Source organism: Streptomyces sp. Inha503, assembly GCF_047215865.1.
In the GTDB taxonomy this organism is placed as follows: domain Bacteria; phylum Actinomycetota; class Actinomycetes; order Streptomycetales; family Streptomycetaceae; genus Streptomyces; species Streptomyces lycopersici.
In genome coordinates this window covers 11,979,752-11,994,778 of record NZ_CP178360.1, presented here as the reverse complement: position 1 = coordinate 11,994,778, position 15,027 = coordinate 11,979,752, and the positions used below count along the sequence as shown (strand labels likewise).

At 68.0% G+C, this 15,027-nt stretch carries 13 protein-coding genes and 5 pseudogenes; 10 read left to right on the top strand and 8 right to left on the bottom strand.

What is annotated here, in order from left to right:
• Positions 1-26: 26 nt before the first annotated feature.
• The 4 genes from ACJX2R_RS49675 (at position 27) to ACJX2R_RS49660 (ending at position 3,446) form a co-directional block, all read left to right on the top strand.
• The gene (locus ACJX2R_RS49675; RefSeq protein ID WP_413105550.1) at positions 27-1,283 is read left to right on the top strand and encodes a hypothetical protein; all 1,257 of its coding nucleotides are present in this window, start codon (positions 27-29) and stop codon (positions 1,281-1,283) included.
• Positions 1,255-1,644, top strand: coding sequence for a hypothetical protein (locus ACJX2R_RS49670; RefSeq protein WP_413105549.1), 390 nt, complete (start codon positions 1,255-1,257; stop codon positions 1,642-1,644). The genes ACJX2R_RS49675 and ACJX2R_RS49670 overlap by 29 nt, the downstream gene beginning before the upstream one ends.
• 503 nt (positions 1,645-2,147) lie before the next feature.
• A complete protein-coding gene (locus ACJX2R_RS49665; protein ID WP_413105548.1) occupies positions 2,148-2,543 on the top strand; it encodes a GNAT family N-acetyltransferase in 396 nt (131 codons plus the stop codon).
• A 165-nt stretch (positions 2,544-2,708) separates the two neighbouring features.
• On the top strand, positions 2,709-3,446 hold the full coding sequence (locus ACJX2R_RS49660) for a dienelactone hydrolase family protein (RefSeq protein WP_413105547.1): 738 nt from the start codon (positions 2,709-2,711) through the stop codon (positions 3,444-3,446).
• A gap of 431 nt (positions 3,447-3,877) precedes the next feature.
• Here ACJX2R_RS49660 and ACJX2R_RS49655 read toward each other — a convergent pair.
• The 3 genes and pseudogenes from ACJX2R_RS49655 to ACJX2R_RS49645 form a co-directional block, all read right to left on the bottom strand.
• A pseudogene (locus ACJX2R_RS49655) lies at positions 3,878-4,739 on the bottom strand (IS5 family transposase).
• 189 nt (positions 4,740-4,928) lie between these two features.
• A complete protein-coding gene (locus ACJX2R_RS49650) occupies positions 4,929-6,170 on the bottom strand; it encodes an IS701 family transposase (protein ID WP_413098204.1) in 1,242 nt (413 codons plus the stop codon).
• Positions 6,171-6,408: 238 nt separating this feature from the next.
• On the bottom strand, positions 6,409-7,377 hold the full coding sequence (locus tag ACJX2R_RS49645; RefSeq protein ID WP_413105546.1) for an NADP-dependent oxidoreductase: 969 nt from the start codon (positions 7,375-7,377) through the stop codon (positions 6,409-6,411).
• A 69-nt stretch (positions 7,378-7,446) separates the two neighbouring features.
• Between ACJX2R_RS49645 and ACJX2R_RS49640 the strand changes: the two genes are divergently transcribed.
• Together ACJX2R_RS49640 and ACJX2R_RS49635 are read left to right on the top strand one after the other, a co-directional pair.
• On the top strand, positions 7,447-8,019 hold the full coding sequence (locus ACJX2R_RS49640; protein WP_413105545.1) for a TetR/AcrR family transcriptional regulator: 573 nt from the start codon (positions 7,447-7,449) through the stop codon (positions 8,017-8,019).
• Between the two features lie 367 nt (positions 8,020-8,386).
• Positions 8,387-8,782 (top strand): annotated as a pseudogene (locus ACJX2R_RS49635) (transposase); the annotation flags it as partial.
• 414 nt (positions 8,783-9,196) lie between these two features.
• Here the strand turns inward: ACJX2R_RS49635 and ACJX2R_RS49630 are convergent.
• A complete protein-coding gene (locus ACJX2R_RS49630) occupies positions 9,197-9,838 on the bottom strand; it encodes a DUF721 domain-containing protein (RefSeq protein ID WP_413105544.1) in 642 nt (213 codons plus the stop codon).
• A gap of 14 nt (positions 9,839-9,852) precedes the next feature.
• Positions 9,853-10,038 (bottom strand): hypothetical protein, encoded by a 186-nt coding sequence (locus ACJX2R_RS49625; protein ID WP_413105543.1) that lies wholly within the window; start codon positions 10,036-10,038, stop codon positions 9,853-9,855.
• A gap of 104 nt (positions 10,039-10,142) precedes the next feature.
• Between ACJX2R_RS49625 and ACJX2R_RS49620 the strand changes: the two genes are divergently transcribed.
• On the top strand, positions 10,143-11,138 hold the full coding sequence (locus ACJX2R_RS49620) for a hypothetical protein (RefSeq protein WP_413105542.1): 996 nt from the start codon (positions 10,143-10,145) through the stop codon (positions 11,136-11,138).
• Positions 11,139-11,375: 237 nt separating this feature from the next.
• Positions 11,376-11,687, top strand: coding sequence for a hypothetical protein (locus ACJX2R_RS49615; RefSeq protein WP_413106203.1), 312 nt, complete (start codon positions 11,376-11,378; stop codon positions 11,685-11,687).
• 21 nt (positions 11,688-11,708) lie between these two features.
• Here the strand turns inward: ACJX2R_RS49615 and ACJX2R_RS49610 are convergent.
• Positions 11,709-11,753 (bottom strand): annotated as a pseudogene (locus ACJX2R_RS49610) (hypothetical protein); the annotation flags it as partial.
• A 294-nt stretch (positions 11,754-12,047) separates the two neighbouring features.
• Here ACJX2R_RS49610 and ACJX2R_RS49605 point away from each other — a divergent pair.
• Positions 12,048-12,299 (top strand): annotated as a pseudogene (locus ACJX2R_RS49605) (transposase); the annotation flags it as partial.
• A gap of 415 nt (positions 12,300-12,714) precedes the next feature.
• Positions 12,715-13,242: pseudogene (locus tag ACJX2R_RS49600) on the top strand (transposase); the annotation flags it as partial.
• A gap of 11 nt (positions 13,243-13,253) precedes the next feature.
• On the opposite strand, the gene ACJX2R_RS49595 reads toward ACJX2R_RS49600, so the two are convergent.
• The gene (locus ACJX2R_RS49595) at positions 13,254-13,940 is read right to left on the bottom strand and encodes a helix-turn-helix domain-containing protein (protein ID WP_413106156.1); all 687 of its coding nucleotides are present in this window, start codon (positions 13,938-13,940) and stop codon (positions 13,254-13,256) included.
• 53 nt (positions 13,941-13,993) lie between these two features.
• Positions 13,994-14,902, bottom strand: coding sequence for a LysR family transcriptional regulator (locus tag ACJX2R_RS49590; RefSeq protein ID WP_413105541.1), 909 nt, complete (start codon positions 14,900-14,902; stop codon positions 13,994-13,996).
• Between the last annotated feature and the right edge of the window lie 125 nt (positions 14,903-15,027).

The following is a 15,027-nucleotide window of genomic DNA, read 5'->3' as shown; positions in this document are numbered from 1 at the left end:
CGGGCGGTATCGGCAAGACCCGCTTGGTGACCGAGCTGCCGCGCCGCCTCACCCAGCCCAGCCCGGGCCAAGCCACGGCTCGGGGATGGACCGGCGGCTTCCTCGCAGAAACCCCTCTCCAGCAGCCGCCCCACTACGGCATGCTCGCCACCAGCAAGTACCCGCTGCCACTCGCCATCGACTACGCGGAGACCCGCCGCAGCCAAGTCGATGAGATCCTTGACATCCTGGCCGCGCGCCGCGGTGGCCAAAGCGTAAGGATCCTGCTCCTGGCCCGCGGCCGAGACAACTGGTGGCCGTCCCCGCGCCGTCCCCGCCAAGGCACAGCCGTGATGAGTACGGGAACCAGCGTCGACATCAGCCCAGCCGACGCTCTGGACGGCACCAGCACCGAGCGCGCTCTTGCGGACGCCAAGCACGCTTTCACCGACCGCATCCACGAACTGCGGCATGCCGGCCTGGGCGATGAATGGGCCACCTTCCCTCTTTCGCCCGATACCAGCACAGCGAGACCGCTCCCGCTTGATACCGAGCCGACGGGCGATGCGATCATCTCCCTGGACATGGCCGCCCTCTCCGACGTCCTCGCCAGCTTCAACGACGACTTCGCCCGCCACGACAACCCCGTGGATGTGCTACTCGCACACGAGATGAGCTACTGGCGCCGGATCGTCGAAGCCCGCGGCCAGTTCTTCGACGAACAACTGATGCGGACCATGGTCGCCGTCCAAGCCGTCACCGGCGCCGAAGAGCAGCGCAACGCCAAGAACGCGGTCGCCGCCGGCTTCGACTTCCATCACCACGGCTTTCCAGACACCGCACCTCACGATGCTCGGCTGCTTGCCGCGTACGAGCACATTCTCACCACCGCCTACCCATCCGGTAACGGATCCCACTGGGGCGCGATGGACCCGGACCTTCTCACCGCAGCCCTGCTCGCCGAAGTCGAAGACACCAGCGACCAGCAGTTCGTCGAACAACTCCTGCCCCATCCCCACCTCGATCAGGAGCAGCAGCACCACGGACTCACCGTCCTCGCCCGCTCCGCTCCCACCCAGCCCACGCTCGCCACCAGCGCCGCACGCGCCGTAGCCGCCGCCCCGGAAAAGCTCCTCCCCCCTCGCAGCCAAGACCGTCACCGCCGAACTCGATCCCGAAGTCGCCCGCTCGTGGCTGCGCGGCCTGCAAGACGCAATCACCGAGCAGGCACAACAGCCGGACGCCGAAGCGGGCGCCTGCGCCTGGGCCGCCGATATGGTCAGCACCTCCCTCACCTGCCTTGAGACCGGGCTCGACGACTACTTCGCCACTCCAGTGACGAGCCCACCGCTGAGACAGCCGGACACATATCCGCCTGACACGGACGACGATCTGGAAGAGGGGCCCGACGACCCGGGCGAAGATGAGCCGGACAACGCGGCGAATGACGAAACCGCCATAGCCCTGCCGCCTTTGGTACTCCTGTCCACGGTGGCCTTCGGGATGGCCGACAGCGACATGCACGACATCGACATCAATCCCCTCGCCATGGCAACGGCATGGGCCAGCATCTTCACCCCGGGACTGCTTGCCCTCACCTACACCTTCCACGCGTGGCTCGGCCAAATCAGACACACCACCGAAGGACATCGCCCCCGTGGGTGAACAGACCATTTCCGCCCGCTCTACCCTTCGGCGGTGACCGCACCGACACGCCTAGCGGGTGCCGCCTGGCGGCCGACTCGGGCCCGGCCCCTGGTGGTCGCGCTTCGACATGCCTGGCAGCGTAGCCATGTGCCTGAGCGAGCGGCAGAGCGCAGGGTGGCCGACCCGGGGATCCGGCGATCGCTCAACCTGGCCCCAGGCCAGTGGCTGCCAGACGACCACGGGGACGACCGTGACCAATGACTGCGAGATCAGGTGACGCCCTGCTCGTACCGGCCGAGCACCGGCCACTTCTCCGTGAGCACCGTCATGCCGCTCAAGCCATCTCCCAAGTCCGTGGTTGCACCGGAGAGACATGATCGCCCCGGCAGATTCCACGTAACTTTTACGATGCTCAAGCGTCAGATGTTCGGCCGCGCCGGATTTCAACTGCTCCGCAAGCGGGTTCTCCTCACCCCATAATCCGGTCAGTACCAGGCTCGGCACGGACATACGATCGGGGCGTGACGATCAAGTACGAATGGCGGGGCGACTTCGACAACGCCTCCCTCAACGCGCTGCACGCCGACGGCTTCGGTCACCCAGTCGCTCAGACCGACTGGCGAGAACGACTTGAGCGCCACAGCCTCGGCTGGGTCTGCGCAGGGGAAGGCGGCTCTCTGATCGGCTTCGTCAACGTTGTCTGGGACGGCGGAGCTCATGCCTTCATCCTGGACACGGTGGTCGCGCAGCATTGCCGGTCGAGAGGAGTCGGAGCCGCGCTCGTCGCAACTGCCGCCAAAGAAGCCCGTGCCGCGAAGTGCGAGTGGCTTCACGTCGACTTCGAGGAGCACCTGCGTTCCTTCTATTTCAATGCCTGTGGCTTCAAGGAGACGGCAGCCGGACTGATCGCCCTATAACGCGGTGGGCCAAGCTCTTGGCCTGTTATACGGAATCTCAGTCGTCACGCACAGTGGTGTCACCACACAAGTTGAGCCAGAGCCTTTCAGAGGGACACCCGCGCTGTTCTGCCAGCGGCAGAACAGCGGCCGGACCGGGCTTGACGATCACTACAGTCCAGTCTCATGACAACGATTACGACGCGTACGGTCGAATACCCGGCCGACGGTTTGACGATGATCGGGCACCTCGCGCTCCCGGCCGGTGTCGACCGCCGGCCCGCGGTGCTGGTCGGGCCAGAGGGCATGGGGCTCAGCGACGTCGAGCGCCGCCGGGCCGATGCTCTCGCCGAGCTGGGATATGTAGCGCTGGCCTTCGACCTTCACGGCGGGCGCTATTTGGGTGACCCCGAGGAGATGCTGGCCCGTTGCATGCCACTGCTCGCTGATCCCGACCGGATGCGGGGCATCGGCCATGCGGCGCTCGACGTGTTGCGCACCGAACCGCGGACCGACCCCGACCGGATCGCCGCCGTCGGTTACGGCACCGGGGGCGCCATCGGGCTGGAACTCGGGCGTGATGGCGTCAGCCTGCGCGCGATCGGGACAGTCAACGCACTGACCACGGGCCGACCGGGCGAGGCGGCGCGCATCCGCTGCCCGGTGTGGGCCGGGGTCGGGTCGGAAGACCCGATCATGCCGCCCGCGCAACGGGACGCGTTCGCCGCTGAGATGCAGGCCGCGGGCGTCGACTGGCGCCTCGCGGTCTACGGCGGCGCCTTGCACGCCTTCCACCACCCGCCGGTCGACCACCCCGCAGTCCCCGGCGTCGGCTACCACCCACGGCACGCACAGCGCGCCTGGCGCGACGTCGTCGACCTGCTCGCCGAGTGCTTGTCCGTGACGGAGGACCTGGGGGCATGACCCGGGTAAGCATGCTGGCGCCGGGCCTGGTCGGCGTCGGACACTGACCGTCCCCTCCCCTCAAGTGCGCACAGCAGAACCGCATTCGGGCGGATGCTCGATCGCGGAGGCGCGTTCGCAACGGCCCCGCACAGGATGATGCCGCTGCCATCGGCCCCCACCAGCCATCAGACGAACATGCTGAAGACCAGCGGTGACCGCCTGACCCGGGTTTGCGGCCGGTGCGGACACGCCCGCAGCTCCCACTAGGCCCGTCATCCGCAGGTCACCCGATCGTGAAGATCAATCGCATACGCTCAACCGGCGTCAAACAGAGCCGCGCGCCCGGGCCTCGCATGCTGACCGGGTTTCGATCAGCCCCAGTCAGACAGGGTTGTCGATCATGGCTTTGGCCGTCACGAACGAGTGACCCGCGAAGTACGGGTCCGTCTTCAAAAGGATCTTGCCCAGAGCAGGCATGAGACCAGGCAGACCGCTGCTTCGTAGCTGGTGGCGGTCTTGTCGTACCGGGTAGCGATGCCACGGAAGCCTTTGAGCAGGTTGAAGCACCGCTCGACGGTATTGCGGCGACAGTAGATCTCCTGGTCGAAGCCCGGCGGGCGACCGCCGACGCTGCCACGGCGCCGACGATGGCCTTTCTGATCGGAGCGTTCGGGGATGGTATGAGCGATCCCGCGTCGGCGCAGGTAGGCTCGGAAACCGCGGGAGCTGTAGGCCCTGTCCGCGATCAGGTGATCCGGGCGGCAGCGTGGGCGGCCGTATCCGGTTCACGATACGCGGATGCGTTCCAGCAAAGGGCGAGCGCACGGGCTGTCATTGCGCTGACCGGGGCTGAGCAGCACGGCCAGGGGGCGGCCGCGGCCGTCGCAGGCTGGATGGATTTTCGTGGTCAGTCCTCCGCGAGACCGACCGAGGGCGTGATGGTCCCGTTCTTCGTGCTGTGGCTGAGTGGCTGTTCGGCCCGTGGCGGCGGCGTGCTGGTGAGCGCGGACAATGGTGGAGTCGATCTGTACCAGCCAGTCGAAGTTCCCCGACCGCATCCGCCCGGGTCCGGAGCTGCTGTAGGACGCGGGTGAACACGCCTCGTAGGGCGTACCGCCGGAAGCGTGTGCAGACCGTCTTCCAAGGACCGTAGCGTTCGGGCAGATCCCGCCAGGTGATCCCGGTACGGATTTTGAACACCATGCCGCTGAGGATTCACCGGTCGTCTACTCGGGGGCGGCCGGTTCCAGCCCGGGGTATCAGCGGAGTGAGTAATTCCCACTCCTGGTCGGTGAGTTCATGTCGATGCACGGCCCATGATCCAATAGGGGCGACCTAGTACTCCAGTCGCAGATCGCTATCGTCGCTGGTCAGGAGCGTGTCTGTGAGTGTACTTGCCTGACGTTCTGTCAGGTTGTGTGAGTTCGTGACTTCGGGTGCGACGGCGGTAGTGGCAGTGGCGGGCGATGGCCTGGTGTCGGCGTCGCCACCAGGACCAGCTCATCGCGTGGCCGGTGTGCTGAAGGTGTGCCGACGAGGAGTGACCAGCTGCCATGAGTCGCCGGATTTCTGCCACGGTGAGCGGTGCGAGGAAGTCGGAAGCGTTTCTGCGGCCCCCCTTTCCGGCCCCGCGGCGGCTGCCATGGCGGCGAGGAAGGCGTGGGTGAGCATGGCCAGGGTGATGTGCCGGTACCAGCCCGGATACCGACGGACCTCGTACTGGTCCAGCCCACACTCGTTCTTCGCGGCCTGGAAGGCTTCCTCGATCGCCCAGCGAGTTCCGGCGACGCGCACCAGTTCAGCGACGGCGGTGCCGCCGGCTGCGTAGGCGAGGTAGTAGGCGATCTCCTCCGGGCGGGCCAGGCTGCGTCGGGCCAGTACCCATCGTTGATGGGTGGGCTGATCGCCGTCGAATTCCTCGATGGCGGGCAGTTGGGCCGCTGCCCAGTCATAGACACGTGGCCCCTTCGCGCCGCTGCCGCAGGAGTGGCGTTCCCAGGCTTCTTCGGGCGCCTGGGCGATGGCGAAGTCAATGCGCCCCAGGGCGTGTACCTGCTGCGACTTCGGCACGGCCAGGACATAGCCGACGCCGGCCTCCTCCAGCATGCGGCGGAAGCGCCATTCCTGGCCGTAGGCCGAATCCGCGGTCACCCACGTGATCGGCAGCGGAGAGGCCAGGGCTCGGGCGACCATCGCCTTGGCCAGTTCGCCCTTGGTGGCGAACCCCCGCTCCTCGGGGATCTTCGCCGCCCGGCAGCGGCCCGCGTCGGACGTCCAGGACTTCGGCAGGTACAGCTCCCGGTCCACCAGGGCCCGGCCCTTGGGTGATGCGTAGGCGGCGAAGACACCTATCTGGCAGTTCTCGGTGCGTCCGGCGGTGCCGGAATACTGCCGCTGGACCCCGGCCGAGACAGTGCCTTTCTTGAGGAACCCTGTGTCGTCGACAATGAGCACCCCCGTCGGAGCCCCGAGCTTCTCTGCGACGTATTCTTGCAGGTCATCACGTATCTCGTCGGGGTCCCAGCAGGCCCGGCTCAGCAGATGCTGCAACCCGGCGGGAGTGCGGTGACCAGCATGCTCGGCCAACTGCCAGCTGTTCTTCCGGCCCACCGGCCCTAGCAAGCCGTGCACATACGCCCGCATCCGCCGCCGTAAGTCCACCCGCCCGAACCGGTGGCCGATACGCACGAGCAGTTCTTCCAGTTCAGCCGCCCAGGCATCGAGCTGCACATCGTCTTGCATGACCAGTACAACGGCCCGTCGCACCCGAAGTCACGAACTCACACAACCTGACAGAACGTCAGGCAAGTACACTCACAGACACGCTCCTGACCAGCGACGATAGCGATCTGCGACTGGAGTACTAGTACTCCAGTGTGACTTCGCAATCTTGTAGGGACCTCGGTCGGGAACGGGTACGGCCACCGCGTGATCACCGGGGGGTGTGGACTCCTTTCGCCCGAACAGGCCAGCAAGGCGATCACAGGACGAGCACGAGCTTGCCGCCGGGCCGGCGGGACAGGCTGAGCTCCGCCGCCTCCTGGATCTGGTCGAGTGTGTAGGTGCGGGCGACCGATGTGACCAGGACGCCTTCGCCGGCCAGCCGGGCAAACTCATCCATCAGGTCGTAGCGCATGTCGATTTGGGTGATCCGGGTGCCCAGTTCGGCTGCGGCGGCGAAGTCCGAGACGGTGAGGACGCGGTCGGGGTCCCCGGTCAGGTCGATCAGGGTCGGCAGCGAGCCGCCGGCCGGGCTGGCCTGGTCGGCGCGGTCGATCCGGCCGCCGGTCGGGGCCGCGTCCAGGGCGCGGTCGACGCGGCCTCCGGCCAGTGCGGCAACGCGTTCGGCCATGCCGTCGCCGTAGCCGGTCACCTGGGCGCCGATCTCTTCCAGGGCGGCGGCCCGGGTCGACCCGGCGGTGGCGATCACCCGGACACCCCGGTGCAGCGCAAGGCGCACCGCCGCCTCACCCACGGTGGTGCCCGCACCGTGGACGAGCAGCAGTTCACCCGGCTGGACACCGAGGTCGTCGAGTGCATGCCACGCCGTCTCGGCCGCCATTGGCAGCGCGGCGGCCTGCTCGGCGGTGACGCTCTCGGGAATGCGTGCCCAGGCCGGCATCAGCGCATACTCGGCGGCCCCGGCCGTCGGGCCATCGAAGGTCGCCGGGCCGAACACACGGTCGCCGATCTCGACGCCGACGGCGCCCTCACCGAGCGCGTCGACGGTGCCCGCGACCTCGAAGCCGAGCCCACGCGGCAGCGGCGGCAGCTGATCGGCCAAGAGGCCGTCGACCACCGCCCAGCCGGACGGGGTCAGGCCGCACGCCCGCACGGCGATCCGGATCTGGCCGGGGCCCGGCTCCGGCTTCGGGACATCGCGGAGCACGATCACGTCCGGGGATCCGAATCGGTCGAACTGAAGAGCCTTCATGATGATCTCCTGCATGATGACAGCATCTGCTGTCATTGACCCTAGCACCGTGACGACAGCGTCTGCTGTCATATCCTGGTGGGCATGCCACGATGGGAATCCGACGCGCAAGGCCGGCTCGAGCGCGCGGCGCTCGAGCTGTTCGAGACCCAGGGGTTCGAGCGCACCTCGGTCGCGCAGATCGCGCGCACCGCCGGTCTGACTGAGCGCTCCTTCTACCGCTACTTCCCCGACAAGCGGGAAGTCCTCTTCGCCGGCAACGAGCTAGAGGCTCACCTCGTCGCCCAGGTCGAGGCGGCCGACCGAAGTCTCAGGCCGATCGAGGCGCTGCTGACCGCGCTAGGGACCGCAGACGAGATCTTTCGCCCGCGCGAGTTTCTGCTGCGCCGCATCAAGGTGATCGCCGCCAACCCGGCACTGGCCGAGCGCGATCTGATCAAGCTCGCCGACATCGCCGACGCGCTGGCGCGGGCGCTCGAGCGCCGCGGCGTCGAGCCCGGCAAGGCACGCTTCATCATCGACGTGGCGATTGCGATTTCCCGGCGCGCCACGTCCCGCTGGCTGGCCGAGCCGGACGCGACGCTTTCCGAGCTCGTCGCCCAGGCCGTCGCTGAGCTGTGCGAGGCGGTCGAGCCGCCAGCTCCGACGGTCCGCTGAGTCTGCCGCTAAGAGGAGCAGCGCCCACCTAGTACTCCAGTCTGACCTCGCGATCTTGGAGGGAACCCGGCTGGAAACGGGTAAGGCCCACCGCGTGATCATCGGGGGTTGTGTGGACTCCTGAAGATCTTGCGGTGGCCGCAGGCCAGAGCGTAGACCCTGCCCGCTGGGGGGCCATGTCCGACCAGGCCATGGCCCGGACCGCAGGCAGGTTCGGGCGAGTTGAGCCCGGGCCACTGCCCGCGCTTACGTGCTTGGGCTGTTGCCGGATGTCCAACGGGAGACTGCTGGCAGTTGGCCGAGCAGGCGGGCCTTGCGCGGCACGGGCCCATGCGGCGCCTGCTGCGCTACGCCAGTTGGAACGCCGATGCGGTCCGCGACGACTTACGTGCGTATGCCGCCGAACACCTTGACGCCGATGACGGCGTTCTCGTTGTCGACGAGACCGGCTTTTCCGAAGAAGGGCCGCTCCTGGGCAGGAGTACAGCGGCAGTACACCGGCACCGCAGGACGCATCGAGAACGCACAGGCCGGCGTGTTCCTCGCCCTGGCCACCGACCGGGGACGTGCCCTGATCGACCGACGGCTCCACCTTCCGGAGCAGTCCTGGTGTACTGATCCCGAACGCCGCAACACGGCCGGGATACCCGAGACGGTGCGCTTCGCCACAGAGCCCCGTCCGGCCGGGGAGATGATCAAGGCCACGCTGGACGCCAGGCTCACCGCCTCCTGGGTGACCGGCGGGGAAGCCTACAGCCAGGACCCCCAGCTCCGCGCCGCCCTCGAGGCACACGGCACCGGTTACGTTCTGGCCGTTGCCCGTCCGATGCGGGGGCGGATCAACCACGGCCGCACCTTGGTCCGCGCGGATATCGTCGCCGGCCGCCTGCCCGCTGCGGCCTGGCACCGTCAGAGCGCCGGAAACGGCGCGAAAGGGCCGCGGTACTACGACCGGGCCTGGATCCACATCGGCGCCGGCAGCCACCGGCACCTGCCCGTCCGACGCAACCGGTCCAACGGCGAACTCGCCTTCTACCTGTGCTGGTCACCCACCGAGATGCCCCTGTCCGATTGGTCCGCGTCGCCGGCAACTGCTCCGATGCCGACACCCGGCCATCCAATCACCTCAACACCTCCGATATCACCGGCGTGTACACATCTCCCGCACGCACAGTCATCACGCGGTACGGGCCTCTCGAGGCGCGGCCGCAGCCGCGAAGCCACCTCGCTCAGCACGGACCCTCCGCAGCGCGCGAACACGGCTGAGGGCACGCTCCGGCCTGCTGGCCTGGTGGGCGGCCAGCGCCTGCTGGTAGCCGGGCGACACGGTTTCCCGCGTACGGACCGGCACCTCGGGCGCAGCCGACCGCAGGTCCGGGTCGGCGGCCGCCGAGGCGGAGCCAGCGTCGCTAGATGCGGGCGGCAGAACATGCAGGCTGCGCACGTTCGCACCCGGCACCTCCGTGTTGGCGGCCGCGATCAGCTTCGGTGCGCTCCAGCGCAGCTTGGTTCCGTACACAGGGGCGTCGGGGACGACGTCCAGGCGGGCGGCGTCCATATCGAACTTCACCGCCTGGGCGTGGCCGGTGAGTTCGGGCGCGGCCGCAGCGAGGATGTCGTCCCACTGCGCGAGGACGCCGCCACCGGCGGCCGGGGCGACCATGCCGCGCTCGGTCATCATCGAGGTGATCGCGGTGCCGAGTCCGAGCGGCTCGCGGCCGCCCCGCCGTACGACCTGGCCGGTACGCCGCTTCAGCTTCCTCTTGCGGGTGGACCCGTTCTTCTTCGCCTGTTCGCGGGCGGCGACCAGGGCCTGCACGCGTGGAAGGTGGCTCACCTGCCGCCGGACACCAGGCCACTGCCCTCGGTGACGCCCCCATGACCAGGTGCTCCGATGCCGTCGCGCCAACGGCGGTGATACCGCGAGAAGACGTGGGTGGCCCCGGCCTCGGCGAGGGAGTCGAGCTGTGCGTCGAGCCCGTCCTCTTGGAAGTGGGCCCCGGGGCGTGGCTGGTCCACGCCCCGGCAAGTTGCCCGAGTACCACTCTGAATGTCGCGTGCGTGGCGATACTGGAATCCGGGCACGGAGCCTCGAGGGCGCCGTGCATCGGAAGGGGGAGCGCATGGAGACTTCTGAACTGGCGGCCATGGCCGTCGCGGTCATGGCGGCGACGGCGACCGGAGCGGCGGGCGCGGTCGGCCAGAGCGCCGGGACCGCGGTCGCCGATGCCTTACGCACCCGGCTGGCCTCAACGGAGCGGGGACGGGCGGCCCTGGACACGCTGGATCACGCCCCGGAGGACCCGGCCGCACAGGGCTCGGCCCGGTCCGTGGTCCAGGCGGAGATCGAGGCGGACCCGGAACTGCGGCGTCAGCTGCATTTGCAGCTGACTGCACCGGGAAGCAACGCCACGGGCAGTCTGCTGATCACCGGCAGCCAGGTGTCGCGCAGCTCCATCGCCCTCGGCCCGCTGACCGTCAACAACACCCGGGGCGGGCGATCCGTCATCGCCTTGGTGGCCGCTCTGTTGCTGGCCCTGGTCGTGCTGGCCGTGTACGGGGGCATAAACCTGATCGTGGTCGATGACTCCCCCGAGTCTTCGCAGGACGACAGCGCCCGCCATGCCGTGAAAGCCCTGAACGTCAGTGAGGTCAAGCGGGTCGTACCGGACCTGACGAGCATGCCGTCCGGCTGGCAGAGATCCGGGTCCGTCACGGCCGGCAAGGACAGGGACAACGGGTGCTCAGCGGCCGAGGCGCGCTTCGCCACGAACAACTGGAACGACGGCAGCACGAGGACAGTCTGGGCCGAATTCACTGTGGGGTCCTGCCCCACCGCGGCGCTGACCGCGAAGTTTTTCGAGGAACTCCGGTCGAACGTCGCGGACAACAACAAGGCGACGGAGATCTCCTTCCCGGAGCTCGGCGACCAGCGCGCCGCGATCACCCACTACGACGTCGACCTCGACGAGACGACAGCCGACGCGCAGCTCCGTGTCGGCACCGTCCTCGCACACGTGGAATACCACCCAGTGCCGGATGACCCGGGATGGAACACGGAGTTCGAGCAGTTGGCCTCGCTGATCGCCGCCCGCGCCCAACAGGTCCAGAACACTTGACCCGTCGAGCATTCGCAGCGCCCCTATCAGCGCCGGATTCACTCGTTCAGTCCAACGAGGCAGGACGGCGTCGGCGCGCCCTATGCGGCGGGCCGCCCGGGCCCGCGCCGTGCCGCCGCCTGCCGCAGCCCTCTGATGCCGTTTGGTGACAGGAAAGACACCTCACGCCCATACAAGCCCTCAGAATTCCTGTGTCGCCACACCCGCCAGACTCACTGGCAACTACGGGGGAATTCCATGCACCGCTCCATCGCGTCCGCCGCCGCAGCCGTCGTGCTCGCCGCCACCCTTGTGGCGTGCGGTGGTTCGGACGGGGACAGCGGCAAGGCCGCGGCCACGAAGAGCGCCGGTTCCAGCGGCGCCGCCACGTCCGGCGGTCAGCAGACGCCGGACACCGCGCCCAGCAGCACAACGCCGAGTGGCGCCAAGGTCGGTGTGCAGCCCAGCACTGCGCCGCCGCCGGTGCCGGAAGGTCAGTCCGTCGACCTGCTCAGCAAATCTCGCCTGCGAGCAGGCACTTTCGCGGCAGCGGAACCGCCGGACCTGTAACTCGATCACGATCGGACGCCCGGTGACCGCGGTGTCGGCAAGTCGGCGTACGTACCGGCTGTGCACCCGAGCCGAGACGGTTCCGCAGGCAGGACACGCAGCCCGGTGTGATGACCCTCCATGGCTCACTGAAAGGATGCTGTTGGTGATCTTCGCTCGTTGGGGTGAAGCTGTGCGGTCTTCCGTTCTCGCTTGGTTCGGGTGTGCCGCTCTTGTCTGAGCGGGGCGGATCGAGCGCTCGGAGGGCCGCGATGGCGATGGGCTCGGGTGCGGGGCGGGTGGTTCCGCCGTTGACGGTGCGGATGGCTCGGGCGAGCAATCCGGGAGGCACGCCCGCGATGTGGGTGCGGGACCGGCTGGATGAACTGTTCGCCGATGAGGACTTCACGGGCTGGTATCCGGCTGACGGGAGAAAGGGGCTGTCACCAGGCCGGCTCGCGTTGGTGTCCGTGCTTGCAGTGCGCCGAGAACCTGACCGACCGGCAGGCCGCTGAGGCCGTGCGGTGCCGTCTCGATGGGAAGTACTGCCTGGGCCTGGAGCTGGACGATCCGGGGTTCGACTTCTCAGTACTCAGCGAGTTCAGGGACCGGATGGCCCAGGGCGACCGGGCCGACCGGCTGCTGGCCGTTATGGTCGACCCTCTTGTGGCGGCCGGGCCGGTCAAACGCCGCGGCCGTGTACGGACGGACTCCACCCATGTGCTCGCCGCGGTCCGTCGCCTGAACCGGGGAGAGCTGGTCGCCGAGACCCTACGGACCGCGCTGGAGGAGTTCTCGGAGCACGGTGAGGAATGGCTGGCCCGGCTCGTCACCCGGGACTGGGCAGACTGCTATGGCCGGCCGGTGCGTTATGACCGGCTGCCTCGCGGCGGGGACGCGCTGATCGCCTACGTCCTGAAGGTCGGCGAGGACGGCATGCACATCCTGCGGGCCGCCTACCAGGACGACGCGCCGCCCGGAGTGCGGGACCTGCCCGCCGTGCGGGTATTGCGGCAGGTCTGGGTTCAGCAATACTGGTACGACGGCGATGGCCAACTGCGCTGGCGCGGACCGAAGTCCACTCGCGACCGGGCCAGCCGACGGGCAACCGAGAAGAGGAACACCGGCAAGACCAAGGCAGACGGTCGGCCTGATCCCGCCTCGGCACGAGTGCCATGGTCCAGTATGGAGATCGTTACCCCGCATGATCCCGAGGCTCATTACAGCCAGAAGGTCACAGCAGCCGGACAGCGCGACTGGATCGGCTACCGCGACCACCAGAGTGAAACCTGCGACCGCCCGCACCCTGACCTGTCCGCGCGGTGTGACCAGCCCGCCGTGGAAATCCGCTCTCGTCGAGTGCGAGGACAGGCTTCAGTGCACCGGCAACGTCAACGGCAAAGGACGCCACATCTTCCTTCTGCCAGAGCCCCAGCAGAAGATCCAGACGACGACGGTCCGGAAGGAGCAGAAGACCGATCAGTGGCGTCGGCGCTTTGCCATCCGTGCGGGCTGCGAGGCCACTGTCTCAGAGACCGTCCATGCTCATGGACTCCGCCGCTGCCGCTACGGAGGGTTGGCCAAGACTCATGTCCAGCACGTGCTGACGGCCGCCGGAGCCAACATCATCCGCCTCAGCGAGTGCTTCCCACCCAGCACGGCCCCGTCCCGCGAGCCTCGACCGACGAGCCACTTCCTGCGAATCTGCCAAAGACTCACGACATAGAGATCACCAACAGCATCCGGAAGCCGAGCCAGAACCACTTGAAGTGAACGAAGCCATGGGTCCGAGCCGCGGTCAGACCGCGCACGGCTGGGGGTAGCGCGCCCAAGGCCCGGATAAGACGGCCGACTGCATCCGCGAGGACCTGCGCGCTCATACCGTGGTGCTTCTTCTCTCCCAAGTAGCAGGGCTGGCCGGCGGTGATGCGGTCGATCGGCGACCTGTTCCAGCGCGGGCGCCCGAGCGGCCAGAAGGTCGACAGCCTCGCGTATACACCGGCAGACCGCCGTGACCCCGACACCGAACCCTGCCGCAAGGCAGGCGTAGGCGTCGCCGCAGCGAAGAGGGGCCAGCACGAGTAAAACCTGCCGACCACAGATCAGGCCACACCACCGGCAGCCGATATGACGGCGGCGACCCGCGAGGAGACCGGAGAGGTGCGGCAGGGCTCGGCTGGGCAGGTCGACACCGAACGAGCAGACAAGCACGCGAAAACTCCTGGCAGACGCGTGGTCTCGGCCCTGAACCCACCTACCAGAGCCTTCCTTCATGCCCAGCGCCGGGGTCACCCGCCCACCCCCTCAAGCTGGAAACGACTCAGCACTCAGGCACAAGCAGTCGAGGTCAGAAGACCTATGCCGCACCAATTCTGTTGGTTCAGGTGATCGAGTACGGCCGTCTCCGCCGGACTCGGATGGCGTCGTACCCCGGCAATGACAGGTTCGGCCAGTGCAGGCAGAAGCGGGCGGGCCAGTTTCTCGAAGCCCTCGGGGAGGGCCGAAGCCGGGGCGACAGTAACCCCCAGGCCCTGCGCCGCCAGTCGTACCGCGGTGGAAATCTGTGAGGCCCGGGCCACTGTGCGAGGGCTCAGGTCCGCGTCGGCGAGCTTGCGAGCCAGGTACTCATCGAGGAGGCTGGCGCGCCGGAACCTGACCCAACCCTCTGCCGCCAGATCCTCCAAGCGCAGGGGCGAGCCGTCTTCCAGAAGGGGGTGTCCTTCCGGCAGGACGGCTACGTAGGCCTCCTCGCCCAGAACGCGGATGTCGAATGAGCAGCCGTCGGGAATGCGGTGCACCAGAACCATGTCGAGGGCACCCTGGCGGGCCAGGCGTTCCATGTCTGCGGGGTCGGGCTCCTCGTGGAGAGTCACCTGTAGCTTGGGGTGTCGGTGGCGTAGCTGCCCCAGCGCTTGCGGCAACTGACGTGCGCCCAGGCCCATGTGGACAGCGATGACGAGCTCGCCTGCCAACTCGCCGTCGGCGGCGCGGGCGGCTGCGAAGGCCCGCCGGGACGCTGTCGTCGCGATCTCCGCTTCCGCGAGGAAGGCTCGCCCGGCCATCGTCACCGTGACCCCGCTCGGGGTACGGGTAAACAGTCTTACCCCCAGGTGCTTTTCCAGGGCGCCGATCTGCTGCGACAAAGACGGCTGTGTGACCCGCAGGCGCTCCGCTGCCGCGGTCATGGAGCCCTCCTCGGCAACGGCGAGAGCGTATTCGTACTGTCGCAGATTCATACACATCGACCTTCGATGGACATAGAGAATATCAATGCAGTATATGCAGGCTCACTATTTTTCTCTATAGCCGATCCGTCCTACCGTAATGCGCACGCACCGACGGCGACCAGGAGCGGGCGGGC